We start from the raw sequence: 24,878 nt of genomic DNA, 5'->3' as shown, positions 1-24,878 counted from the left end.
AAGGGGAAAAAATGGCCTTATTTGTTAAATTAGCGAGCGTCGGCGCGAATAGGGCCATTATATGGTCCTATTTTTTGCGAAAGGAGAGAAAAAGGTCACTTTACCTTCGCAACCCGGAAAATAGGTCCACAAATTACCCTTATTATGTGAGAGAAGCCCCAAATTGCATAAATAAGGCCATAAAATACCCTTATTTTGCGGGGCGTTCCTCTCCAAATAGCCGAATTGACGATGCTGCTCTTTGTCTTCATAATCACAGGCAAAACCAGAAAAATGCGATAGGCTTGTTTAATAGATTATCGGTTAACAAAAATCAATCCTACTAAAAAGACGGTGATACGTATGCCCCTCAAATCTCCGCGTATACCTCCAATCAAGGCGTGGCTCTCGCTGCGGAGAGTAACGATCAAGCGGCGCCTAATGGCTGCTTTCTTAATCACCTCTATGATGCCGGTTATATTTGTAGCGGTTTATTCCAATATGAAATACGAAGCGGCCACCCACGCGAAAATCAACTCCTACTCCACGCAAATCCTGGATGAAGTGACCCGAAACGCATCCGACGAGCTGCAGCAATACGAAACACTGAGTGAAAACATGATTATGAACGACTCCATTCAGGAGGGACTCCAGCAGTTTTCCAAAATGAGCGATTATGAAAAAAGCAAATTATATAAACGGATTTTAAATGAGCTCAGTGTCCAAATTTTCGGGATCAGCAACATATCCAACATTATGATCCTGAACAATGACGGGCAAACGCTATTCGACCTTGGCTATGAGATGTACCCTCGCAACGGTTTGTTTAACATGTTGAGCTCAACCAACAACTCCCCCGGGAATGCGTATTGGAGCTATATTCGTTCGAACCGAGGTACGCATACGATTACGCTCAGCCGGATCATTTACTCGAAGGATAACCTGAATTTGAAGCTGGGCTATGTCATCATTTTTGTCGATGAGAAGGTATTCTCCCAAAATGTATATAAGCATGTTAATTTGGGCACAGGCAGTGAAGTGTTCATTTCCGACTCCAAGGGGATGGTGATCTCTACCGTTTCCCCGAAAATTCCCCATGGAAAGAGCTATGCCCAAAAAGAGGTGTTTGACCCGATCAAACAACAATTTCAAAAGGATACCAAGCTTCATGCCTTTAATACAGATGTGGACCATCAAGGCTATTTGGTCACGAGCTCATACATTCGGTCAGCGGACTGGTTCCTCATTGGGATGATTCCAAAGGCCTTTATTCTGGCGGAGCTTACGGATATGCGCCGAAATATCGTCGCCTTGTGCGTATTTACGCTGCTGGGCTCCGGTGGAATTTCGATGTGGATTTATTTCAGCATCAGCAGTCCGATGAGGTCGCTATTGCAGTATGCAAAGCGCATTCGAATGGGACAGCTCGATACAACCATCGGTACTCCTTACGCGGATGAGATGGGCAAGCTCACGGAGACGATCGACAACATGGTGGAAAGATTGAAGGATTTGATTTATCAGGTTGAAGCGGAGCAGCAAGCCAAGCGAGAGGCGGAGCTGAAGATGCTTCAGGCGCAAATCAATCCTCATTTTCTCTTTAATACTTTGAACTCCTTGAAATGGAGCGCTATGCTGGGCGGCAACCAGGCGGTGATGGAAGGACTAGATTCGTTATCCGTGCTACTGCAAAATACGATTATGGTGAAGGAGGAAATGATTCCGCTGAGTCAGGAGATCGATAACCTGAACCACTATGCCACGATTCAGCGGATCAGGTACGGGGATTCGTTCTCTCTGCATTGCGATATTCCGCAGGAGCTTGCGAACTACCCGGTATTAAAGTTTCTTTTGCAGCCAATTGTTGAAAATTCCATTATTCACGGTACCGGTGAGGATGGACGACGCGTAGATATTCAAGTCACCGCCCGTTTAATCGAACATAAGGTTCGAATAGTGATTTCCGATAACGGCAAAGGATTTGACGTGGAGGAGCTTCAGACGCAGGCTTCTTCCCGTTCGAAGCTTTCCGGGATCGGGACCCAAAATGTGCATGAACGCATCGTTTTGCATTTTGGCAAAGCTTTTGGCCTTGACGTGTGCAGCATCCCTGGCGAAGGGACAAAGGCAGAAATCATCCTGCCATTTGAAGTAGAAGGGGGCAATCCACTTGTATAAAATACTGATCGTGGATGACGAGGTGATTGTGCGCCACGCTTTGAAAACATTAATTAAATGGGATACGGGAAGATTCGAGTTTGCGGGGTCTGCAGCCAATGGTAAGTCAGCGTTAAAAATGGTTGGGGCAGCGCAGCCGGACATCATAATTACCGATATGAAAATGCCGGAGATGGATGGAATCGAGTTGATCAAGAAACTGCTGGAGCATGGCTTTGATGGGGAGATTCTTGTCCTTAGCAATTACAACGATTTTGAACTTGTACGTGAAGCTTTAAAATGCGGTGCTCATGATTATGTACTTAAACTGACCCTGCAGGCAGACAATTTTATGCTGGCGCTGGAGGAGATTGCCTCCAAGCTTGACGGTAAGAAGAGAAAAAAACGGGACACGGAAAGTGTAAAACCTACGGATTATAAAAAACGAGTGAAGGCCGTCCTGGAAATGAAATATAGCCCGGAGGTTGGGAAGACGTATGATTCAGTAAATCATGGAGAGTCTTTGTTGTTTCAGAAAAAAGAGGCTATATTTCTGTTCGTATTGCGGCACCTGGACAAGCCCGAACCGAACAATCAACGACGAGCCGCTTACGAAATGCTGGAAAACCTGTCCGGAGAGCTGTTTACCGGATGTGCATGGAGCTGCGTCGTTCCACTGGCCTCAGACAGATTTCTACTCGCTGTATCCTACAATGCTGCCCAGGTTGTACAATCCGAGGAGATTGCGCGAAGACTCGCCAGCTTAACGTTTATGTATCACAATGTGAAGTTTGGAGTTATTTATTCCGAGGGAGCACTGAACTGCGCGGAACTGGATGAAGAAGTGCGAAAATGCCGGGAAGCCGAGCCGCTGTTATTCTACCGGAGCTTAGGTGAAGGTTGCCTGTCAAATTCCGTCCAACCGAAGGAATTTCCACTAAAGTTTAAGGCCTGCGAGAAGGATCAGGTAGATCATCCGAATCATGAAAAATTGAGTTGGCTATCCTCATGGCAGCATAGCGCCAAGCAGCTCATTGCCGATGCAGCCTGTCACCATGTTCACCCGAAGCTATTGAAGCGAACATTGAATGGAGCCATATGGAACATGATCCACAACCTCGCTTTGCACGAACGCGATACATTCGACGAGTCTCTCTGGATGGAGGAAATCGCTGCAAGCAGCTCAGACACCGAGTTGGCAGGCATCGTTGCCCGGATTGCCGAAGAAGCCTCCGACCAGGCAGGAATTTTTGCCAATATACAGGTGACCAAGCCGGAGGTTCGCAGCGCACTGCTGTATCTGGATGAGCACTTTGCGGAGCGGATCGTGATTTCCGATATAGCCGAACGGGTGAATTTGTCAGAAACGTACCTTTGCCAGATATTCAAGACTGAAACGGGAAGAAGCATCTTAACTTATGTGAATGAGCTGCGCATGAAGAAGGCATATGAGCTTCTGGCTTCGGGCAAGTATTTGGTGAAGCAGGCTGCGGCTCAGGTCGGCATCGATGATCCGTTTTATTTTAACCGCTTGTTTAAGAAGCACTTCGGCATTTCTCCTAAAAGTGTCAAACAGCCGGATATGCCCGGATCTATATGATTTTTCGCTGTAGGCATAAAATCGTATATGTTTGCGCTTACATATCGTGTCAGGCCTGAGGATCGTCCATAAGATCATAGGTTTTGTTTATATGGCGAAATCTTTGTCAGAAGTATACTGAACTCAATCAAATATAAGGAGGTCGCCCTATGATACACAGACAAAGAAAATGGATTGCGGCAGTCTTGGCTACCATCGTTGCATTTGCTATGTTAGCCGGCTGCGGCGGAGGAGGTAACAATACGGCGGATAATAAAGCCGGGACTTCCAATTCTGGAACAGCTACTTCGAACACTTCCTCAGACAATGGAACCAACGTCAAGAAGTTTGACAACATGGAACTGAATGTAGCGGTGTTCCAAGGCGGATATGGTCGTGAGTACTGGGATGCCGTGGCAGATAGCTTCATGAAAGATTATCCGGGTACGAAGATCAACATCACGGCGAGCCCGAAAATCGCTGAATTGATCAGACCGAAGATCGTTGCCGGGAATCCTCCGGATTTCATGTATATTTCAGGGAGCGACAATACGCCGCTGGTCGATGCGATGATTAAAGATAAAGCGGTTCTGGATATTACGGATTTATTTAACGAAAACGCCCTTGATAGCAATACACCGCTGAAGGACAAAATTTTGCCGGGCGCACTGGAATCCCGCTCGATGTCACCTTATGGAGACGGGAAAGTATATATGGCTCCGTTTAATTTCGGGGTGATGGGTCTTTGGTATAACAAGAACTTATTTGATACCAAAGGGATCCAAGTTCCAAAAACGTGGGATGAACTATTCGCCCTGAATGACACTGCCAAACAAAACGGTCGGGCACTGTTCACATATCAAGGTTTGTATCCTGGCTATTTGGAAGAAATGATCATCCCGTCGATTTACGGATTGGGCGGTCAAGATGCAGTCAACCAAATGTATGAATACGACCCGACTTTCTGGAAATCCGATACATTCAAACAGGTATGGGGACTTTTGGACAAGATTGCGAATGATGATAACGGCTTGATGAAAGGTACGGTAGCGCTCAATCATACGCAAGCTCAAACGGCCTTTATGCAAGGGAAAGCGATGTTTATCCCTAACGGAACCTGGTTCGAGGATGAAATGAAGGATGCTCCAAGAGAAGACGGTTTCCAATTTGGATTTTTGGGTGTTCCGGCATTCAAGTCGGGCGATCCGGTGATGGCGATGACAAACGTAGAACAAATGCTGATCCCGGCCAAAGCGAAAAATCCGGAGCTGGCTAAAGAATTTTTGAAATACATTTATACGGAAAAGAGCGTTAAGCTGAACGGTGAGAAATCCAAGGCTGTGCTTGCCGTTAAAGGGGCTCCTGACCTGGTCAAAGAGTACATCTCAGAGACCACCTATAATGTTTACAAAGCGGTCGATAGCGGTATGAAAACGACCAACGGCACCTTCAAACCCGTAGCCAAAGGCAGCAAGTACAATCCTGCAGACGAGGTGTACAAACCGATATCGTCGATTATGAACAAGCAGTTGACGCTCGATCAGTACAGTGAGAAGTTGACCAAAGTCTATACAGATATTCAAAAAGAGCTTTCGGCTCAGCAATAATTTTCTTGGCTACCCCAAAGCCTGCCAGGGCCGATTTTAACAGGCTCAGGCAGGCTTTCTCATAGGATAATGGCCGGATGGTTAATAGAAAGGATGTGCAATCGATCCATGACGATAAAAGCACGGCGCCGGATTTTTATTGCTGCTTGTCTGCTCCCAGGATTGATCCTATTTTGCTTATTCAAAATATATCCTACCTTACAGGTATTTCAGAAATCATTTTATGTATGGACAGGGATCGGGGATAAGCCCAAATTTGTAGGATTTAAGAATTTCATAGATATGTTTCACGATGATGTGTTTATTTTAGCTTTGAAAAATACCGGCTTTCTGATGCTGATCGTTCCCGTGTTAACGCTGTTTATTGCCCTGCTAAATGCGTCAATTTTGACCCGAACGAAGCTGAAGGAACGTAATTTATATCGGACGGTGTTCTTTTTTCCAAGTATCCTATCTTTTGTTGTCATCGCGATTTTGTGGTCCTTCATTTACCACCCGACGATCGGATTTCTGAATTCCGGACTGGAGTTTCTAGGCTTGGGCGATTATGCGTTTGCTTGGCTGGGGGATCAGAGAACTGTGCTGTGGGCACTTGCGGTTACCTTGATTTGGCAGGCGGCCGGCTATTACATGGTCATGTATATGGCCGGAATCGATGGCATCTCGGCTGATTTATACGAAGCGGCCAGCATCGATGGGGCCACCTCGGTAAAGCAGTTTTTTTACATCACTATCCCGATGCTTTGGGAAATCATTCGTGTGACGATCATTTTCAGCATTAACGGGGTCCTTTCGATTAGCTTCGTTATTGTATCAATTATGACCGCTGGCGGACCGGATCGACACTCGGAAGTAGTCATGACGTACTTGTATAGTCAAGCGTTCGCCAACTCCAACTTTGGCTATGCCATGGCAATCGGCGTCTTCGTATTTATCGTCTCTCTCATCTTGGCATTGATTAGCAACAAGCTGACGGAAAGGGGAGCGGAATAGATGAATGTGGTTATAACAGAGTTGAACAACCCCGATGCGCCAAAATCGAGAAAGCCGATGGCTCGTCTCGGAAAGACGCTGTTGCGAATTGTTCTGATTATACAAACCTTGATTGTCGTATACCCGTTGTTTTGGAATGTGCTGGCCTCGTTTAAAACGAATAAAGAAGTTATGGATAGCCCATGGACGCTACCATCCTCCCTGCAATGGGGCAACTACTACCGGGCCTTTACGACGGCAAAAATTGGCGACTACATGCTCAATTCTGTACTTGTTGTCATTATGTCGATGGCACTTTTGCTGCTGACGGCGATCCCGACTGCTTATGTGCTGGGCCGGATGAAGTTCAGGGGCCGCGCATTTACGATTAACTTCTATATGGCGGGACTGTTTATCGGCGGAGTTTATATTATCGTACCGCTGTTTATTCTGATGAATCAGCTTCATATGCTGGATAATCTGTTTTGGCTGAGCGCGGTATACGCAACGGGCAGTCTGCCTTTTTCCGTCTATCTGCTCACCGGATTCATGAAGTCAATACCTGCCGACTATGAAGATGCTGCTATGATGGACGGCTGCGGCTACTTCACCACCCTCGTCCGAATCATCGTGCCCATGGCGAAGCCAGGGGTCATATCATTAATTGTGTTCAGCTTCTTTGATTTCTGGAACGAGTATGTGCTGGCGATGACTCTAGTAACAAGTGACACAAAAAAGACAATACCGATCGGACTGGCCAATCTGATGCAAATTCAGCAGTACGCTACCGATTGGGGCTCCCTATTTGCCGGACTTGTCATTGTTCTCGTACCGACGATTTTGGTGTATACTCTGCTTCAGAAGAAGCTGACCGAGGGTATGATGCTCGGGGGGATCAAGGGCTGATTAAAATTCGATGCGGGGTGTTGGAATGGCGATATTTGAGGTGAAGGGTGACCAATTTTTGTATGAGGGCCGCGAAATTCGAATTGTATCGGGGTCGGTGCACTACTGCCGGGTGGTACCTGAATACTGGCGCGACCGGCTGCTGAAGCTGAAGGCATGCGGGTTCAACGCCATAGAAACATATATTCCGTGGAATGTTCATGAGCCGGAGGAAGGAAAATTTTACTTTGATGGACTTGCAAATGTAACCGGGTTTATTGAGCTGGCCGGGGAGCTAGGGCTGCATGTTATCGTCCGGCCAAGCCCTTACATATGTGCCGAATGGGAATTTGGCGGGCTTCCGGGCTGGCTGCTGGCTGATCCGGGCATGCGACTGCGCTGCTTCGATCGGAGCTTTTTGGATAAAGTGGACGCTTATTACGATGTGCTGCTTCCCAAATTGAAACCGCTTCTTTGTACAAATGGCGGCCCGATCATTGCTATGCAAATTGAAAATGAATATGGCAGCTATGGCAATGACAAGGCCTACCTCAATTACATAAAAGAGGCCATGATCCAGCGCGGGATGGACGTTCTCCTCTTCACCTCGGACGGCCCGGAGGATCATATGCTGCAAGGCGGTATGGTGGATGGCGTGCTCGCAACAGTAAATTTCGGTTCGGGCTCCGAGGGAGCGTTTGCGAAGCTGCGGAAGTATCAACCGGATAAGCCGATCATGTGCATGGAGTTCTGGATCGGCTGGTTTGATCACTGGATGGAGGAGCACCAGACGAGATCGGCGGAAGATGTAGCCGCGGAATTCGAAAAAATACTTGAGGCCGGGGCTTCCGTCAACTTTTACTTGTTCCACGGAGGGACGAATTTTGGCTTTTATAACGGGGCGAATCATATCAACCGCTATGAGCCGACGGTCGGTAGCTATGATTATGACGCGCTGCTTTCCGAGGCAGGCGACCCCACTGAGAAATACTTTGCCGTTCGCGAGGTGCTGAAGCGGTACACCGGGGATGGCTCTACCGCCGCAGTATTGCCTCCCCTTCCGGAACCGATCCCGAAGGTGGCCTATGAGCCGGTTCAGCTCACGGAATGTGCTCCTCTGCTGGAACAGCTTGACCGGTTGTCGACACCGGTATCCCGCGTATGCCCGGAGCCAATGGAACGTTTGGGCCAGTCCTACGGGTTTATTCTGTACCGGACGCGTGTGAGCGGACCAAGAACCGGGTTTAAGCTGACGCTGCAGGACGTTCGAGACCGGGCTATGGTATTTGCAGACGGCTCATATATCGGAACGGTCGAGCGGTGGAATCCGGTATCCCTGCCGCTTGATGTTCCGGCGGAGGGGCTGCAGCTGGACATTTTGGTGGAAAACATGGGGCGGGTCAACTATGGTCCCCTGCTGCGGGACCCCAAAGGGATCACTGAAGGCGTTCGTATCGACAATCAGTTCCTTTACGATTGGACCATTTACACGCTGCCGTTTGCGGAATTGGGGAACCTGACGTATACGGAGACCGCGGAAGCCGCGGCTGCGAAGCAGGAGGAAGCCCCGCGCTTCTACCGCGGAACCTTTAAGCTGGATGAAGTGAAGGGAGACAGCTTCCTGAGCTTTGATGGCTGGACGAAAGGTGTCGTCTACCTGAACGGCTTCAACCTGGGCCGCTACTGGAACGCCGGGCCGCAGCGGACGCTATATGTACCTGCTCCGCTGCTCAAGCAGGGCGACAATGAACTGATCGTATTTGAGCTTCATCATACCGAGGAGCCGACCGTGCGCTGGAGCGATCAACCGGATTTGGGTTAGCGTTAAGCGTCAAGTGCAAAAGTAGCACATCAGCTTAGAAAGGGTGCAATCGTACATGGAAAGTGTATTGGCGAAACCGACAGATGCGCAGCGCAGATGGCAGGACTGGGAGATGGGGATGTTTTGCCACTTTGGCATGAACACCTTCTGCGACCAAGAATGGGGCGAGGGAAATGATTCCCCCGAGCGCTTTAACCCGGCAGCTCTCGATGCGGCCCAGTGGGTGCAAACCGCCAAACAGGCGGGGTTCAAATATTTTGTTTTAACAGCAAAACATCATGACGGGTTTTGCTTGTGGCCGACGCGCACGACGGACTATTCGGTCAAAGCAAGCCCTTGGAAGAACGGGCAAGGGGATGTAGTGCGCGAATGCGCCGAGGCCTGCCGCAAGGAAGGACTGCCATTTGGCATTTACGTGTCCCCTTGGGACCGCCATGAGCCTTGCTACGCCGATCCGGCGGCATACAACGACTTTTATTGCGAACAGCTGACCGAGCTGCTGACCGGGTACGGGGAGCTGTGCTATGTCTGGTTTGACGGCGCCGGGTCCGAAGGACGGGAATACGACTGGACGCGGATTATCGGATTGGTGAAAAAATATCAGCCGGACGCCATGATTTTCAACATGGGCGCACCGACGGTTCGCTGGGTCGGCAATGAGGATGGGCTTGCTCCGTATCCTTGCTGGAATACGGCGGAAAGCGCCAAGGTCAGCATGTTCTCCGAGAACCAGCTGAAATGGATGCCCGAGACGTCGGCCTGGGTGCCGGCCGAATGCGACGTGCCGATCCGCAAGGACCGCTGGTTCTGGCACCCTGAGGAGGAGCATTTGCTGCTGTCTCTGGAGCAGCTCATGGATATTTACTGCCGATCGGTCGGGCATGGCTGCAACCTGCTGCTCAACATTGCGCCGAACGATCACGGCCTGCTGCCGGACGCCGACGTCAAGCGGGCGCTTGAGTTTGGAGCGGAAGTGCGGCGGCGGTTCGGTGAGCCGATTGCGGAGCAATCGGGCGAGGGCAGCGAGCTTGTGCTGGAGCTTCCCGCAGACAAGATGATACATCATGCCATCCTCATGGAGGATATCGCATACGGGGAGCGGGTTCGCGTTTATAAGCTAGAGGCGCGGGTGCAAGGGGAGTGGCTGGAGATTTGCCAGGGCAGCGCGATTGGACACAAAAAAATCGACCTGTTCCAGCCGGTTTCTGCGGATCGCGTGCGGCTGGTCATCCCCTCTTTTGTTGACAAGCCGATCATCCGTAAGCTTGCGGTCTATTAAAGTGGACGTAAGGTCGGAGCCCTCTTAGCATATTCAGTGAACGAGAATTACGAGCTGGGGCCGCTCTTGTCCGCCACTTGTCACATGAATGGACGAGAAAGATGACAAGCGGCTCCCGAATGCGGACGTAAACTCCTTTCGCTTGATTATTCTTTTTCTGGATTTGCACCACAACCTAGAAGCTCGTTTCAGCAAAACAAGGCTGCTCCGTTTGGGGCAGCTTTGTTTCTTTGGTACGCCATTGAATCCTGTTATTAAGTAGGGAGCAGACTTCCTAACTAATGTTATAATTTGTTATAGCTTACTTTTTATATATTTTTTTGAAGCGGATATCACATTGTTGAGGTGAGGGGCAATGGTAAAAAATTTGCTGGTTGTCGCCGTTGTTGCTATTTGTGTTTTGATTTTGGCAGGATTGTACCAATTTTTTTCTACACAATAGGAACTATTCTAATAGATCACGCATACATGGGCTTTTGAATTCATTATCTCGGGGGGCTGCATGAGCGGTAGAGGTAGCTAAGTGTATTTTGTGCATCTATTTTCAGCGTTTTGACGTCCCATGTGTAAATAACTGCAGAAAGTGCATTTAAATCGAGGTGAATTTTCATGCTCCTTCGAATTTGGTCAATTTAAATGTACTTTTTACAATTAAAACCACATAAATGGGATAATATCCAAAATTAGATGTAGAAAATGCAGCTATTCCAATCCATTAGGCTATCCTGAAGAAGGCAATTGTGAAAAAGGCTTTCCTGAAGAATCACGCGTGTATGGGATCATGAATTCATCAACTGGAGTGCTGAGTCAGCGGCGGGGGCGTAGCTAATTACATCGGTAGGCTTGTCAGCTGATGCGCTAATCAAAACAAGGCTGCTCCTTGCGGGGCAGCCTTGTTTTTTGCTGGCAGTCGCTCATCCTTTAGCGTGCTTGGACCTAGCAGCATACCGCATCAACCCCCAGCGCGCACCGCCTGGACGCTAGCGCAGCGCAAGCCCTGCCGCCCCTAGCAGCGCACCGCTAGGGCGGAGACGCGCCAGTGGCAGTAAAGGTGCCAAGGCTTGCCGCTGTCGAGCAGCGCTTTGCAGGTGTAGATGCCTTCTTCGACGGAATCGACCCGTCCGGCTAATTCCAGCCGGACTGCGCCGCTCAGCATCACCTGGTTGACGAAGGCCGGATGGGCTTCGCCACGCAGCACCTGCTCCGTGATCTGGAGCTGGTCGGATGCCGACCATACGGTGTCCTTGGCGCTCGGAAGCGGGGTGTCGAGCCCGTACGCCTCCGGGTCGATCACATGCAGCTTGGCTTCACCGCCATCGATCCTGTATGTTCGAGTTGGGCGGTCGATGTACACGTCCTCGGAGCCCTGCGGGCCTTGCACGATCAGCGCTTTGCGGTACTCTAGCCGCTGGATTAGCTGGGCCATCCGGTCAAACACGGTGTTGTGGAACACGCCAAACACCAAATAAGGCGACTCGCTGTAGTCGATGAGCTTCTCGGCGGTGTTTAAAATAGTCCGAAGTCCGAGCTCCTCTCGTATCGGCCGCAATCTACCGAGCGGAGGGCACGAGGCTTCTGCCGGAACGAATTTGACGCCTCCGTATTCTATAGAACGCGCCGAAGATGCAAGCCGCTCCGGCGCCTCGGTGGTATCAACGCCCATTTCGCGGAGCACATCCGGCAGGGTCACGCCCCACTTGGGAGGAAGCGGCGCGGTTCCGTGCAGTGTGACCGGCAGTCCGGCGGAAGCCAGCAGGAATGCGGTTGCCAGCGTCGCCATGAAAGTGGTGGTTCTGCCGTCGTACGGTCCGGCGCAGTCCAGCCCCTCCGAAACCGGCGAGCGAAAAGCGCTGCTGCGCAATACATCCACGAACGCTTTAAGCTCATCCACGCTTTCCATCTTAATGCGCTGCGCCATGAGAAAGGCGCCGATCTGCGCCTGTGAGGCATCCCCGTTAATGATAGCCGTCGCAGCCGCGCGCGCCTCTTCATAGGTGAGATCGCGGGCCCCTCTTTTTCCCCGGCCTACTTCCTTCAGAATATCTGACATCAACATGTGCAGACCTCCCTTGCGGACTAAAATTTTAATTGCTGATGTGCTTTGACAACCGAGGTGGCTACATCCACCATTCTTTTTCGCTCGTTCATGGCCCTTTTGCGCAGCATGTCGTAGGCCTCCGCTTCGGAGACCCTGTTCAAATCGCATAAAATGCTTTTGGCCATATCGATCCATTTACGCTCCTCCAACCGGGAAACGAGCTGCGCCCGTTCGTCCGCCCACGCCGCGCGCTCATAGAAGCACTTCGCCCCGAAGTGGAGCACCCAATGCATCTCCTGGGCAGACATAGACGGCGTCAGAAGGCCGTCAATCGGGGTATCGGTTTCGCAGGCTTGTAGGGAAGCTGCGGACGCTTCCGGGGAGCACCACCATAGCAGCGGGATGGCCTTCCATTTCAGCAGCGTCGCTCCCCAGCTCGGAATGGCTGAGATCGGCATATCCAAGATGGCGGCATCGACCTCTTTTATGGCTCTGCGTATTCGTGTTTCCTGAGCGGAGGAGAGGACCTGGTAACCGCTCGATTTCAGAATGATTTCGGGATCGGCTATGGGCAAAGATGATTCAGACGGTGACGGGATCGATCCGGCAGTAACAGCTTCGCGAATGACCAATAAGTAACGCATTGAGAGGAAATCCCTCCTATCCGTGGAACTATGGCTAAAACCAATGGCCCTTAGATGAGCCAGAAATCTTGTACGACGGAGTTGAGTGAGGAAGAAAGCTGACATGAAACAATCGAAGGAAAATGATAAATGTATTTTCGCGTGTTTTTTCAGAAAAATCAATACAAATGTTATAAAAACTGACATTAAAAAATGAATTAATAAAATTTTATGTAAATAATATTGACATCGCTCCACGGCTTCTATATAGTAAATGGCAACCAAATCAGTTCAATCAAAAATGTCAGGATGGATACAATGGGGTATCCGTAAGAAGCGGCAATGGAGCCTGTCTTCGCCATTTTAGGAAAGCATGTCTTTTCTATGGTGAAGCGGGCTTTTTCTGTTTTTTTAAATGCTCGATTAGAAAAAAGAGAAAAGGAGAGGGTGGGAGATGGGCTTGAAACCTACGAAAAAGTTGGTGCTGATCGGAAACGGAATGGCAGGTATGCGTACGGTGGAGCATGTACTCAAGCTGGCGCCGGATGCTTATGAAATTACGGTGTTCGGCGCGGAGCCTCACCCGAACTACAATCGAATCATGTTATCCTCGGTGCTTGCGGGCGGGGCTGACCTGAAGGATATCGTCATCAATCATCCAAGCTGGTATGCAGAGAATTGGATAAAGCTGCATCTTAGCGAGGAGATCGTAAAAATAAACAACGACAAGCGGCGCGTTATATCGGCATCTGGCATAGAGGCGGACTATGATGTGCTCATTTTGGCGACGGGGTCCAGCCCATTTATGCTGCCGATTCCGGGCGCACGCAAGGAAGGGGTCATCGGCTTTCGCGACATCAACGATTGCGAGCGAATGATGAAAGCCTCACGCCACTATCATAAAGCGGCCGTCATCGGCGGTGGCTTGCTCGGCCTGGAAGCGGCTCGCGGTCTGCTTCATCTGGGGATGGAAGCCTCGGTCGTTCACATCCACCCCTATCTGATGGAGCGCCAGCTGGATGAACCGGCGTCGAGGATGCTGCAGCGCGAACTGGAAGCGCAGGGAATGAAATTCCTGCTGCAGAAGCAGACCGCGGGCATTTATGGGCAGCGCCGGGCCGAAGGGCTGGAATTTGCCGATGGAAGTTCGCTTGCAGCCGATCTCATCGTCATGGCCGTCGGAATCCGGCCTAATGTCGACCTGGCTAAAGCCGCAGGCCTTAAGGTTGAACGAGGCATCGTCGTAGACGATCATATGGAAACGAGCGTACCCGGCGTTTACGCCGTCGGTGAATGTGCCCAGCACCGCGGCATCACCTATGGCCTGGTTGCTCCGCTCTACGAACAAGGCAGCGTGTTGGCGAAGCGGCTGGCCGGGGTGGAGACGCCCGGGTATACGGGTTCAGTGACCTCCACCAAGCTGAAGGTGTCAGGCGTTGACGTATTCTCAGCCGGATTTTTTGCCGACACCCCCGGAACGCGCTCGCTGCGCATTCAGGATGAACTCGATGGCACCTACCGGAAAATCGTACTCCAGGACGATAAGCTCGTCGGGGCGGTGCTGTTCGGCGATACGTCGGACGGAGCTTCCCTGTTTGCCAAAATCAAGAGCGGAGAATCGGTCGCCGGAAAGGAAAAGGAACTGCTGCTCGGCTACGCTCCCGGTCAAGCGGCGAATGCTTCTCCGGCAAGCCGGCTCGCGGCGATGGCGGGCGATGAGATCGTGTGCGGCTGTAATGGCGTCACTAAAGAAACCATTGTGAATGCAGTGAAGAACGGCTGCACAAGCGTTGGCGAAATCAAGGCTTGCACGAAGGCCTCCGGCTCCTGCGGCGGCTGCAAGCCGCTGGTGGAAGGGCTGCTGCAGTTGTATGCCGAGGGCTCGAGCCTGGAGCCGGTTAAAGAAGGGATTTGCGGCTGCACGTCGTTAGGGCGGGATGAAATCATCGCGAGCATCAAGGCGATGGGGCTAAAAAGCGTCAAAGAGGTCATGAATGTGCTTGAGTGGCGGGAGCCTGAGGGCTGCACCAAATGCCGGCCTGCGCTGAACTATTATTTGGGGATGTTGTGGCCCTCCGATTATACCGATGAAAAAGAGTCCCGTTTCGCCAACGAGCGCTACCACGCCAACATTCAAAAGGACGGTACGTACTCCGTAGTTCCTCGCATTTACGGCGGGGTCACTTCACCGGCCGACCTGAAACGGATCGCAGCAGTGGCGGAAAAATACGACGTGCCGATGGTCAAATTCACCGGCGGCCAGCGGATTGATTTGCTCGGAGTTAAGAAAGAAGACTTGCCGAAGGTATGGGAGGAGCTGAATATGCCCTCCGGTTACGCTTACGGAAAAGCGCTGCGCACGGTGAAGACCTGCGTGGGCTCCACGTTTTGCCGGTTTGGTACGCAGGATTCGATCGGCATGGGGGTCCGGCTTGAGAAGGCGTTTGAGCGGCTGAACACGCCGGGGAAGGTCAAGCTCGCCGTATCGGGCTGCCCGAGAAACTGTGCGGAGTCCACAATTAAAGACCTTGGCGTCATCGCCATTGACGGCGGCTGGGAAATCTACGTCGGCGGGAACGGCGGCGTAAAGGTCAGAGTAGCGGAGCTGCTTTGTATGGTAAAAACGGAGGACGAGGTGGTGGAATGGACAGCCGCATTCCTGCAATATTACCGGGAGCAGGCGGGCTGGAACGAGCGGACCGCTCACTGGGTAGAGCGTGTTGGCCTCGAATCGATCAAGGGAGCATTGGAAAACCATGAGGAGCGCACAGCGCTGGTGGAGCGGCTTGAGCAGACCCTGAGCCGATCGACAGATCCATGGAAGGAGATTGTTCAAGACGCCGAGCTGCGCAAAAATTTCGAACCGCTGCCAAAGGTTGAGCCGATCATGAAATAAGAAAGGAGTGGCATCGCCTATGTTAACCAAAATGCATGTGGCGCAAGTACAGGATATCGATGAGCAGGGGGCACGTACGGTCGTCATCGGAGATCAGGAGGTTGCCATTTTCCGGCTGAGCGACGGGAGCCTTCGGGCGGTGGAAAACCGCTGCCCGCACAAAGGCGGACGACTGTCCGAGGGGATGGTGTGCGGCTCTGCGGTGCATTGCCCATTACATGACTGGAAAATCTATTTAACGAACGGGTGTGTGCAGGAGCCGGACCAGGGGAGCGTTTCTGTGTACGAGGTGGAAATCGACCAGGCGAGTGGAGCCATTTTTATCACACTGTAAAGCTGAGTAGATGCAAAAGTGTACATCAAAATGAGTTCGGCAATTATGGATAGCATAAAATAAAATAGTGAACCTGCAAAAAAAGGAGCGTGGGGTTATCCTAACGGGTTCTCTTTTGGAGTGCAAACTTTAATTTTATAGAAAAAATCACTTTATATCTTATTGATTATCTAAGCACTTAATAGTTGAAAATCTCATTATAATTAGCATGTAATAACACAAACTTAAAGGACTATGAATTTCATAGTCCTTTAGGCTTTCATATCTATTTAAAGAAGCGATAGAATTTAGCCTCTGTTTTGGTGTAATTCTATAGTCAATTCTCTGGTTTATTGATTTTTATATCAAGACTGTTTGAGAGTAATGTTGAAATTGAAAGCAACCTTGATGGTTGCTTTATTGCGTCATATTTGAATATTGTGTATTAAGTTTACTGTAGATTATGCTTATTTTGAACGCAAATAATAGTGTTCTCCTTCAGATACCTTGCCTTCACAGAAATCATTTTTTATTAATGTATTCCGTCTTTCAACAGCTTGAGGTATTGCCTTAGTTGCAATCATATCAACCTCAAACAAATCAAAAAAGTTCTCGTCACAAACATTAAATATTTCGTTTAAGTAATCTACATTTTCGTATTCAGAAGAAACATCAACTCGGAGTATTCCTGTTTTGATTTTATATTTACCAACATAACCAAACATTTCTACTGTTCCAATAGCTTTAGATAGTGATTTATCTATAATTGCAAAGCGTATAAATTCTTGTTGAGAATATGCATAAAGCCAAGCTTTAATGCATTGCAACATATCCTCAATTGCGTAAATACAGAAATCACCTGTACACCTATCAGAGTTAAAAATTTTTTGTGCCTTACTATCAGAATAACATCTAAGTAGACCTTCGGAATCTTCTTCTGAAACGAGTCTTAAAATAAAACTTTCTGTTTCAAAAGTGGGGCATATTTCGTATGGGTCCTTCATAAAAATCCTCCTCATCATATATATAATATTAATTTTCTTCGCTTCACAATATCTTACGATTACGAATTAACCCCATTATACAACATATGGATAATTCTTGTTATAAGTAGTATATATGATTTTCTACACTATTCTTCAACACTACCTTATATTACATACACTAAAGAAAACTTTATAAGAATAAATAAGTACAGGCATATACCTGTACTCGAAATCATTACTCTATATGAAATTGTTATCTAAAGTAGATAATATCTTTTATATCGAATATCTTATCAGTCAACCCTAATCTTTGAGCTGGAGTTTCAAGCTTTACCTCTTTAGGATTTTCTATTGACCTTTTATCCCATGATTTTGTAGCCCAACAAAAGTTGTAGAAAGTCCTAAATATAGTAAGAATGTATTGAGCATACCGAGGATTATAGTTGGCATAAATATAGCTTTTTCCATCACCTCTCGCTGTAACTAAAGGTCTTTCAAGTACAGATATTCTCCTTCTTATTTCTTGAAAATAGTTGTTTATAGCTCTACTATTGACTTGCATAATAAGTCTTGCGAGTTCTTCATTTGAAAGGTAGTATGTCCTACTTATTGTTTCATCTGACATAGAACTATCGCTGCTTTCAAAAATAACACCTTGATCTTCCTTTGATACCTTCTTGTTTTAAGCCATTCTACAAAATCCTTATCTTCGAGAATATCTATAATTAGCTTGTCTACTATTTCGTCTTCATCATACTTTGTATATTTAGCATACTGACTAATAATTTGTTTGCTTCTTTTAGAAATCTTCCAGTCTGCTTTATGTGGAAACACTTGTAAATTTACAAATAATATATCTATGAATGTCTTTAAAAGTCTTTAATATCAACGTAAAAAGACTATGTGAAAACATAGTCTTTTTTGCTTGTGAATTTATTTGATTTTGTTCACTTTGCACTCCAAAAGAGAACCCGTTAGGTTATCCTCAGCTCCTTTTTGGTCAATTTCTATTTTATAATTGCAAATGGCTTAAATACTGACACCCTGCAGAACACTATGTTCTAGGAATGCATCCCCAGTAATTCACTAACGGTGAGCAGCTCATACCCCTCGGCGATCAGCTCCGGTACGAGGATGCGCACGGCCTCAATCGTTTGCGAGCGGTCATCATATCCGTCATGGAACAAAAGAACGCTGCCGGGCTGCACTTTTTCTCTCGTTTTTTCAACAATGTGCTGGACTCCCGGCATTTCCCAATCCGTCGCCTCGCCATTGACGGCTCCCGCCACGGCCAGGTACCCGAGCTCGCCGACGATACGGGCTACCTTGTCATTGTAGGAAAAGTAAGGGGGGCGCATCACCTTGGGCTTAACCCCAATCGTCTTTAGGATCAGCTCCTCGTTCCGAAGCAGCTCTTCCCGGCATTCTTCTTCGCTAAGCTCTGTCAGATGCGGGTGAGTATAGGTGTGGTTGGCGATTTCGTGGCCCTCCTCATGGATTTGCCGTGCAGTTTCAGGACTCTGCTCCAGCTGGGTGCCGATCAGCATAAAGGTGGCTTTCGCCTTCGGACCTGCTTGCCGGAAAATATCCAGCACCTGCGGGGTGTATAGCGGGTTCGGGCCGTCGTCAAACGTAAACGCAACCGCCTTCCGCTTCGTATCTACCACATGAATTACCGGTTTCAACATGATCAGTTAGTCTCCTTTGTCATGGACTCTGTAATCGAGTCTTTAACCTTTCACCGATCCGGCGGCAATGCCCTCGACGATTCTGTTGCTGAGCAGCAGGAACACGATGAGAATCGGCAAAATGCTAATCATCAATGTGGCGCCAATCGCTCCCCAATCCGTCGTGTATTGGCCGACGAAGTTTTGCACGCCTACCGTGAGCGTTTTCAGGCTATCGGAGCTGATGAACGTATTGACGAAAATAAACTCGTTCCAATTATAGATCATATTGATAATCGCTGCAGTAACAACGACCGAAATCGTCATCGGCAGCTCAATGCGGAAGAACATCCGGTTCACGGAGCAGCCGTCCATGATGGCGGCTTCTTCAACCTCAACCGGCAGCGCATAGTAGAATCCGAGCAGAATCATTATCGTGATCGGCAGGTTGAATGCCGTATAGGACAAAATAATGCTTAGCTGCGAGTCCGTCAGCCCGACTTTTTGAAACATGCTGAACAGTGGAATCAAGGTCGAGTGGACGGGGATCATCATGCCGACCATAAACAGCCCCAGCACCGCGGATGACAGCTTCCAGCGCATCCGGGTAATCGCGAACGTTACGAAGCTCGCCAGCAGAATGGTCAGCAGCACGGCGGCCAACGTAATCCACACACTGTTTAGAAAATACCGTTCAATGTTTCCCTGAGACCAGACATTCGCGTAATTTTCCCATTTCGGATGCGTCGGCAGTGCGAACGGAGGGAGGTTGAACACCTCCTGGTTATTTTTCAGGGAGAAAAACAACAGCCATACCAAAGGCAATATCTGAACAACGGCGGCCAGGATCAACAAAGCATATAGAACGCCATAGACCAGCTTGGACCCAACCGAGCGAAGCGGGGTGTGCACTCTGGGAGCATAAGCAACTTGATTTCCGGTTTCCATTCGAATCACCACCTCTGTTGTTTAGGAATATTGGATTGTATCCTTCGAGGCGGTCGCTTTGCGAATCGCCCATGTCGCTACCATGCAAATGACCAGTAGGAAGAAGCCGATGGCGCTGCCGTAGCCGAAGTCGAATCCCCGGAACGCTTTGTGGTACATGTAAGAAGCCATTACTTCACTGGCCCCGTTCGGGCCGCCGTCCGTCATGACATAAATCAAATCGAAATATTTGAGTGAACCGACAACCGCCAGCACGATGGTTACCTTGATAACCTCCGAAATGAGCGGCAGCTTAATTCTCAGGGCAATTTGCCATGGGTTCGCGCCGTCGATCCGAGCTGCTTCAACCAGAGATTCCGGAATGTTTTTCAAGGCGGCGTAATAGATCAGAATGTAAAAACCGGCATACTGCCAAAGAATCGGAATGAAGATGGCCCAAAGAACGAGCTTCGGATCAGACAGCCAGGCTGGCGTATTTTCTACCCCTAGGGAGCTGAGAAAAGAGTTTAAAATCCCGTTCGTCGGATGATAGATTTTGAGCCACAATTGAGCGATCGCTACTGAGGACAGCAGCATCGGGATCAAGTAAATTTTCCGGAACAGATTAGCTCCTTTAATTTTGCCGGAAAGCACGACGGCCACCAGCAGATAAATGGCGAGACTTAGCGTAGACAGGGCAACAAACAATAAGGAATGGCCCACACTGCTCCAAAAATCCCCGTCTTTCACCAGCTGGGCGTAATTGTCCAGGCCGATAAAGGTCATGGGGCTGACGCCATCCCACTTCATAAGGCCATAATAGCCGGTTAGCACAATCGGAATATAGATAATTCCCATGATCAGCAGAATCGATGGCAGCACATACAGGGCGATAATCTTTTTGTTGGATAAAACTTTATTCATCAGGTGTCGCCTCCTCCTCGCGGATAGAGAAAAGGACTGCACCAGAAGTGATCCGGTACGTCCTTCCTCCTCGGCCGCGAAACGTTATTTTCCTGCTTTCAGTACCTCTTCCTGCTTCTTGGCGAACTCTTCCGGTGTAACCGCATTGCCGAGCAGTGCCTGAATCAGGTTATGATGCTCTTCAGAAGCGACAGGTTTCATTTGCACGTCCAGATATAGAATGACTTTCTTAGCATTGTTCAGCTCGTTCAGTACATCGATGAACATTTGCGGCAATTTGACGGAGGAGGTGTCTACCTTTGTGCCTGGAATAATTCCGGCTTCGGTGACGGACAGCTCACCCCATCTTTTTACGAAGAAGCTGACGAATTTTTTGGCATCCTCTTTGACTTTGGAGTTTTCAGAGACGAACATGCCGACCCCAACGCCTCCGACCCAATCATTGATGTCGCCTTTACCGCCGGAGATGGTCGGGAATTTGAAGAAACCGATCTTATCCTTGAACGCTTGCGGAATGTCCGGGTTGGTCGTGTAGTTTGGCACTTCCCACGTTCCCATCGCGTACATGGCTGCTTTTTCGTTCATAAATTCAGACTTGGCTTCATCGTTGGACAGGCCGTTAAAGCCTTTGACAAATGCGTTGCTTTTCACGAGTTCTTGAGCTTCTTTAGCGGCTTGAATCAGACTTGGATCGCTGAAGGTGCTGCTTGCAACGGCTTTATCCTGTACATCCGGTCCGCCGATCCGGTCCGCCAGGTACATGTACCAGAATGATCCGGTCCAGGCGTCCTTGGAGCCGAGCGCAATCGGTGTCACCTTATTATCGTTCAGCGTCTTGATAACGTTTTTGAATTCATCATAGGTGGTCGGCGGCTGCAGATTGTATTTGGCAAAAATCTCTTTGTTGTAATAAACCGGGACGATGTTGAGTTCGACTGGGAGCGCATACGTTTTTCCGCCCGAGGCATAAGCTTCAGTTGTTCCATTAACGAATTTGTCTTTCAGATCGCCTTGGAGCAGATCATCAAGCGGTGCGAACATGTTGCCTTTTACATAAGGCTCCATGAATCCGGCTGCCCAAGTGAAGCCGACATCAGGCAAGCTGTTCGAGGCCGAAAGCACTTTCAATTTGTTTTTGTATTGTTCGTTTTCCAATACTTCGGTCTCAATCTTGACGTTTGGATTTGCCTTTTCATACTCGTCAATAATTTGCTTCACCAGCTTGTTCTGAGCGGAGTTGCTGCCATCCGGCCAAAGGTGCATCATATTGATCGTTACTTTTTTACCTGCTGTGGAATTGCCTGAGCTGCTGGAATCACTGCCGGACGATGCATTGCTGCTGGATGAGTTATCCTTGCCGCCTCCGCACGCCGAGACAATCAGAACGAATACGAGCATGAGCAAAGTAGTTGCAAACGCTTTTTTCTTCATGTAATCCAGTTCCCCCTTTTTTAATTGCGAAGGATGTATGCGCTTTCCTTCTGGATTTAGTGTAGCACCCTCTTCTTTGGTGAATAAGGGAACAGCATTTAGCTGTTTTTCCACAATATTTAGGTCATGGGATTTGGAGGTCAGCAAATTAAACTTCCTCATCCTGCCCCAGCGTCTCGTTACGGTAAATCCCGGGACTATGCCCTTCGTATTCCTTAAACAGCTTGCTGAAATATTTGGTCGTCTGATAACCGACGCGCTCGGCGATTTCCGAAATGGGCAGCTTCGTTTGCAGCAGCAATTCCTTCGCCTTTTGCATTCTGGAGCGGGTCACATACTCGAGAAACGTCATCTGCATCTGCTCTTTAAACAGTACGCAAAAATAGCTCGGATTCAAATGAACATGATCCCCGATTTCACGCAGGCTGAACGCCTGATCCAAATGCTTCTCGACATAGCCGATCGCCGCTTTCACTGGCTCGCTTAGTGCCTCGGATTCCTTGGTGACATGAATCAGCTTCTCGTCCACGATGCGCTGCATTTTCTGGATTCGGCTTTGCTCGCTGGCCACCTCAAGCGCCTGTTCGGTCGCGGCGATTAATTTGCTTTTGCTGATCGGTTTCAGCAAGTAGTTGACGACGCCGAGCTGAAGCCCTTGCTGCGCATATTCAAATTCGGCATATCCCGAAATCAGGATCACCGTCGGTTTTACCGAGAGGTTAAGCGTTCCGAGCCACTCGACTAAGTTTAATCCGGTAATTTCCGGCATGCGAATATCCGTGATCAGCAGGTGGACCGGCTCTTGCTCGATCAGCCGCCGGGCATCCTTTCCATTATCCGCCGTTTTTATGGTATATCGTCCGGCGCTCCAGGCTTCCAGCATATTTTTCAGTCCGCCCCGCGTTCTTGGTTCATCGTCAACGATTAATATCGTTTGGGTGTTATACATCTTTAGTTCTCTCCCATCTTCATCGGAATCGTTAACCGTATACTTGTCCCTGCGCCTTCGCTGCTGTGAATGTTGATGCCGGGGCCGTCTTCGTCCTCTGTGCTGCCAAAATAAAGCTTGACCCGCTGCTGAACATTCACAATCCCAATGCCGGAGCCTTTGGCAACCGGATTTTTGCCGCCTGTCTTGAGCGCGGTCATCAGCTTTTGCAGCGTTTCCTCGTCCATGCCTTTTCCGTCATCCTCCACCGTGATGTGCAGGTACTGGTGATCCTCGGATGGAGCTACCCGAACCGCAACCGAACCCGGCCCGATTTTACCCTCAAAGCCGTGTAGTATGGCGTTTTCGACTAGCGGTTGAACGAGCAGCTTCGGTAACCGGATTGTGCTATACTCCGGCGGAGCGTCGATTTGCCACGAAATGCGGTCGCCAAAGCGAACCTTCATGATGAGCAGGTAACGTTCAATGTGCTCCAGCTCATCCCTGAGCGTGACCCATTCGTCCTTGTTGGGACCGGTAATCGTATATCGGAATAGATCGGACATCACAACAACAAATTCAGCAAGCTCGGACTCGTCTTTTTCTTGAAGGGACCAATAGAGCGCTTCCAACGTGTTGAATAGAAAATGTGGATTAATTTGTGCCTGGAGCGCCTTTAACTCGGTCCGATTTTGCAAAATTTCCTTCTCGTATACCAGTTTGATTAAATCATTCATATGTTCGACCATCTGATTGTAGGAATGGTTCAGCTCGTTGATTTCAATCGTGGATGTGACTTCGGTAATCGGCTTAAGTCCCCCCAGCCGGGCTCTGCGCATCGTTTTGATCAGTCTAAAGATCGGGCGCGTAATGATCGTGGATAGCCCGAAGGATAGCATGAAGAACAGCCCGCCTCCAATTCCCGCAGAAAAAAGAATCGCCGTGCGTAGTACCGAAATCCCGCTCGTAATGGCGCTCATCGGGGTGAGGATTAGCAGCGTCCAGCCCGTGACCTCAGAGGTCTGCTTGACGAGCATGTATCTTTTATCGTCAATCGTGACGGTAGGATCCTTCGCTTCGACCAGCGGCTTAATATCGGACGGTGTAAACCGCGCGTCAAAACGCGCATCGTTTGCGGCGATCAGGGTGTTGTTGCGGCCGACAACCAGCATGGTCTCATTACTGCCGTCCTCCTCGGAGAGCGAGCCGCTGATTTTAAACACCTTCCGGTCCAGCGAAATGACCAAATAACCGCCAGGAGTAAACCAGTGATCTATCAGACTGATGCTCCGAATGGCCAGCACGGCGTTCGGATTGGCCGGGTCAATACCGACCCAGACCAGCTTGCCTTTGTTCTGTAAGGCTCTGGCAATCCATTCCGGGGAAACCTTGCTCTCCAGACTTCTGTCATCCAGCGGAAACAGCCGGTTGTTGTTGCTGTTGTACAGATCGACGTAGTTTACACCATTGGCATAGGTTTGGACTACTTTTACGCTCGTAATGAGCGCCTGCCGCTCGGAGAACGTAGCCTGTTTACCAGCCTGTTGATTTAGCAGCAGCTGCTGGACATATGGGTGTGTGGCGACCTGGGTCGTTAAGGAGTCGATTTGGTTCAGTACGGCTTCAAGCCGCCCGTTCGCCTGGACCGCGGTTTGCTGGATATGCTTCTCCGCATTATTCTTGAGCAGCTTGGACACCGAATCGAAGGTAAGAATGCCGACGACAAATAAAATGACCAGCATCACCAGGAGAAAACCAAAGAGCATTTGATTGCGAAGGGAGTTGAATCTGCTTAGTTTAATGAACATGGCTGCGTCAACCGATCCTTTCTTGTCTATGTGAGTCACCTATGCCGGGGAAGCGGC

Annotated in this window: 19 protein-coding genes and 1 pseudogene; 10 read left to right on the top strand and 10 right to left on the bottom strand. The window is 49.2% G+C overall.

What is annotated here, in order from left to right; all coding sequences use genetic code 11:
• The first annotated feature begins 420 nt into the window (after nucleotides 1-420).
• The 8 genes from ACFQ3W_RS14620 (at nucleotide 421) to ACFQ3W_RS14585 (ending at nucleotide 10,542) form a co-directional block, all read left to right on the top strand.
• On the top strand, nucleotides 421-2,157 hold the full coding sequence (locus tag ACFQ3W_RS14620) for a sensor histidine kinase (RefSeq protein ID WP_379319978.1): 1,737 nt from the start codon (nucleotides 421-423) through the stop codon (nucleotides 2,155-2,157).
• Nucleotides 2,150-3,736 carry a response regulator gene (locus ACFQ3W_RS14615; protein WP_379319977.1) on the top strand — a complete coding sequence of 529 codons (1,587 nt, stop codon included), beginning with the start codon at nucleotides 2,150-2,152 and terminating at the stop codon, nucleotides 3,734-3,736. Before ACFQ3W_RS14620 ends, ACFQ3W_RS14615 begins: the two co-directional genes overlap by 8 nt.
• A 149-nt stretch (nucleotides 3,737-3,885) precedes the next feature.
• Nucleotides 3,886-5,322, top strand: a complete 1,437-nt coding sequence (locus ACFQ3W_RS14610) for a carbohydrate ABC transporter substrate-binding protein (RefSeq protein WP_379319976.1) — start codon at nucleotides 3,886-3,888, stop codon at nucleotides 5,320-5,322.
• A 108-nt stretch (nucleotides 5,323-5,430) separates the two neighbouring features.
• Nucleotides 5,431-6,315, top strand: a complete 885-nt coding sequence (locus tag ACFQ3W_RS14605; protein WP_379319975.1) for a carbohydrate ABC transporter permease — start codon at nucleotides 5,431-5,433, stop codon at nucleotides 6,313-6,315.
• The gene (locus ACFQ3W_RS14600) at nucleotides 6,316-7,200 is read left to right on the top strand and encodes a carbohydrate ABC transporter permease (RefSeq protein WP_379319974.1); all 885 of its coding nucleotides are present in this window, start codon (nucleotides 6,316-6,318) and stop codon (nucleotides 7,198-7,200) included. It begins immediately after the preceding gene.
• 25 nt (nucleotides 7,201-7,225) lie between these two features.
• Nucleotides 7,226-9,001, top strand: a complete 1,776-nt coding sequence (locus ACFQ3W_RS14595; RefSeq protein ID WP_379319973.1) for a glycoside hydrolase family 35 protein — start codon at nucleotides 7,226-7,228, stop codon at nucleotides 8,999-9,001.
• A 55-nt stretch (nucleotides 9,002-9,056) separates the two neighbouring features.
• On the top strand, nucleotides 9,057-10,280 hold the full coding sequence (locus tag ACFQ3W_RS14590) for an alpha-L-fucosidase (protein WP_379319972.1): 1,224 nt from the start codon (nucleotides 9,057-9,059) through the stop codon (nucleotides 10,278-10,280).
• Between the two features lie 88 nt (nucleotides 10,281-10,368).
• Nucleotides 10,369-10,542: a hypothetical protein gene (locus ACFQ3W_RS14585; RefSeq protein WP_379319971.1), complete on the top strand. Its 174-nt coding sequence runs from the start codon at nucleotides 10,369-10,371 to the stop codon at nucleotides 10,540-10,542.
• 744 nt (nucleotides 10,543-11,286) lie between these two features.
• Here the strand turns inward: ACFQ3W_RS14585 and ACFQ3W_RS14580 are convergent.
• Both ACFQ3W_RS14580 and ACFQ3W_RS14575 read right to left on the bottom strand, forming a co-directional pair.
• Nucleotides 11,287-12,336, bottom strand: a complete 1,050-nt coding sequence (locus ACFQ3W_RS14580) for an anthranilate phosphoribosyltransferase (protein WP_379319970.1) — start codon at nucleotides 12,334-12,336, stop codon at nucleotides 11,287-11,289.
• A gap of 20 nt (nucleotides 12,337-12,356) precedes the next feature.
• Nucleotides 12,357-12,962 carry an ANTAR domain-containing response regulator gene (locus ACFQ3W_RS14575; protein ID WP_379319969.1) on the bottom strand — a complete coding sequence of 202 codons (606 nt, stop codon included), beginning with the start codon at nucleotides 12,960-12,962 and terminating at the stop codon, nucleotides 12,357-12,359.
• A 439-nt stretch (nucleotides 12,963-13,401) separates the two neighbouring features.
• On the opposite strand from ACFQ3W_RS14575, the gene nirB reads away from it, so the two are divergent.
• Nucleotides 13,402-15,837 (top strand): nitrite reductase large subunit NirB, encoded by a 2,436-nt coding sequence (nirB, locus tag ACFQ3W_RS14570; RefSeq protein ID WP_379319968.1) that lies wholly within the window; start codon nucleotides 13,402-13,404, stop codon nucleotides 15,835-15,837.
• A gap of 19 nt (nucleotides 15,838-15,856) precedes the next feature.
• Nucleotides 15,857-16,171 carry a nitrite reductase small subunit NirD gene (nirD, locus tag ACFQ3W_RS14565; RefSeq protein WP_379319967.1) on the top strand — a complete coding sequence of 105 codons (315 nt, stop codon included), beginning with the start codon at nucleotides 15,857-15,859 and terminating at the stop codon, nucleotides 16,169-16,171.
• Between the two features lie 446 nt (nucleotides 16,172-16,617).
• Here nirD and ACFQ3W_RS14560 read toward each other — a convergent pair whose 3' ends face one another.
• From ACFQ3W_RS14560 to ACFQ3W_RS14525, 8 genes and pseudogenes are all read right to left on the bottom strand, one after another.
• A complete protein-coding gene (locus tag ACFQ3W_RS14560; protein WP_119367397.1) occupies nucleotides 16,618-17,154 on the bottom strand; it encodes a GNAT family N-acetyltransferase in 537 nt (178 codons plus the stop codon).
• Nucleotides 17,155-17,389: 235 nt separating this feature from the next.
• A pseudogene (locus ACFQ3W_RS14555) lies at nucleotides 17,390-17,728 on the bottom strand (insertion element protein); the annotation flags it as partial.
• Nucleotides 17,729-18,197: 469 nt separating this feature from the next.
• Complete coding sequence (locus ACFQ3W_RS14550; protein ID WP_379319966.1) at nucleotides 18,198-18,824, bottom strand: polysaccharide deacetylase family protein; 627 nt, start codon at nucleotides 18,822-18,824, stop codon at nucleotides 18,198-18,200.
• A 42-nt stretch (nucleotides 18,825-18,866) separates the two neighbouring features.
• Nucleotides 18,867-19,751, bottom strand: coding sequence for a carbohydrate ABC transporter permease (locus ACFQ3W_RS14545; protein ID WP_379319965.1), 885 nt, complete (start codon nucleotides 19,749-19,751; stop codon nucleotides 18,867-18,869).
• A gap of 21 nt (nucleotides 19,752-19,772) precedes the next feature.
• Nucleotides 19,773-20,654 (bottom strand): carbohydrate ABC transporter permease, encoded by an 882-nt coding sequence (locus ACFQ3W_RS14540; RefSeq protein ID WP_379319964.1) that lies wholly within the window; start codon nucleotides 20,652-20,654, stop codon nucleotides 19,773-19,775.
• Between the two features lie 84 nt (nucleotides 20,655-20,738).
• The gene (locus ACFQ3W_RS14535) at nucleotides 20,739-22,085 is read right to left on the bottom strand and encodes an extracellular solute-binding protein (RefSeq protein ID WP_379319963.1); all 1,347 of its coding nucleotides are present in this window, start codon (nucleotides 22,083-22,085) and stop codon (nucleotides 20,739-20,741) included.
• Between the two features lie 148 nt (nucleotides 22,086-22,233).
• Entirely contained in the window at nucleotides 22,234-23,034 is an 801-nt protein-coding gene (locus tag ACFQ3W_RS14530) for a response regulator transcription factor (RefSeq protein ID WP_379319962.1), read from the bottom strand.
• 2 nt (nucleotides 23,035-23,036) lie between these two features.
• Nucleotides 23,037-24,821 (bottom strand): sensor histidine kinase, encoded by a 1,785-nt coding sequence (locus ACFQ3W_RS14525; protein ID WP_379319961.1) that lies wholly within the window; start codon nucleotides 24,819-24,821, stop codon nucleotides 23,037-23,039.
• Between the last annotated feature and the right edge of the window lie 57 nt (nucleotides 24,822-24,878).

The sequence above is a fragment of the Paenibacillus puldeungensis genome (assembly GCF_042678945.1).
Lineage (GTDB): Bacteria > Bacillota > Bacilli > Paenibacillales > Paenibacillaceae > Fontibacillus > Fontibacillus puldeungensis.
Note: the sequence above shows the minus strand (reverse complement) of the source record. Positions and strands in the feature narration are given on the sequence as shown.

Bases quoted from the DNA above. Each gene is read 5' to 3' on its own strand.
- ACFQ3W_RS14620 (WP_379319978.1), top strand. From the start codon at position 421: ATGGCTGCTTTCTTAATCACCTCTATGATGCCGGTTATATTTGTAGCG.
- ACFQ3W_RS14610 (WP_379319976.1), top strand. From the start codon at position 3,886: ATGATACACAGACAAAGAAAATGGATTGCGGCAGTCTTGGCTACCATC.
- ACFQ3W_RS14605 (WP_379319975.1), top strand. From the start codon at position 5,431: ATGACGATAAAAGCACGGCGCCGGATTTTTATTGCTGCTTGTCTGCTC.
- ACFQ3W_RS14600 (WP_379319974.1), top strand. From the start codon at position 6,316: ATGAATGTGGTTATAACAGAGTTGAACAACCCCGATGCGCCAAAATCG.
- ACFQ3W_RS14595 (WP_379319973.1), top strand. From the start codon at position 7,226: ATGGCGATATTTGAGGTGAAGGGTGACCAATTTTTGTATGAGGGCCGC.
- ACFQ3W_RS14590 (WP_379319972.1), top strand. From the start codon at position 9,057: ATGGAAAGTGTATTGGCGAAACCGACAGATGCGCAGCGCAGATGGCAG.
- ACFQ3W_RS14585 (WP_379319971.1), top strand. From the start codon at position 10,369: ATGGACGAGAAAGATGACAAGCGGCTCCCGAATGCGGACGTAAACTCC.
- ACFQ3W_RS14580 (WP_379319970.1), bottom strand. From the start codon at position 12,336: ATGTTGATGTCAGATATTCTGAAGGAAGTAGGCCGGGGAAAAAGAGGG.
- ACFQ3W_RS14575 (WP_379319969.1), bottom strand. From the start codon at position 12,962: ATGCGTTACTTATTGGTCATTCGCGAAGCTGTTACTGCCGGATCGATC.
- nirD (WP_379319967.1), top strand. From the start codon at position 15,857: ATGTTAACCAAAATGCATGTGGCGCAAGTACAGGATATCGATGAGCAG.
- ACFQ3W_RS14560 (WP_119367397.1), bottom strand. From the start codon at position 17,154: ATGAAGGACCCATACGAAATATGCCCCACTTTTGAAACAGAAAGTTTT.
- ACFQ3W_RS14550 (WP_379319966.1), bottom strand. From the start codon at position 18,824: ATGTTGAAACCGGTAATTCATGTGGTAGATACGAAGCGGAAGGCGGTT.
- ACFQ3W_RS14545 (WP_379319965.1), bottom strand. From the start codon at position 19,751: ATGGAAACCGGAAATCAAGTTGCTTATGCTCCCAGAGTGCACACCCCG.
- ACFQ3W_RS14540 (WP_379319964.1), bottom strand. From the start codon at position 20,654: ATGAATAAAGTTTTATCCAACAAAAAGATTATCGCCCTGTATGTGCTG.
- ACFQ3W_RS14535 (WP_379319963.1), bottom strand. From the start codon at position 22,085: ATGAAGAAAAAAGCGTTTGCAACTACTTTGCTCATGCTCGTATTCGTT.
- ACFQ3W_RS14530 (WP_379319962.1), bottom strand. From the start codon at position 23,034: ATGTATAACACCCAAACGATATTAATCGTTGACGATGAACCAAGAACG.
- ACFQ3W_RS14525 (WP_379319961.1), bottom strand. From the start codon at position 24,821: ATGTTCATTAAACTAAGCAGATTCAACTCCCTTCGCAATCAAATGCTC.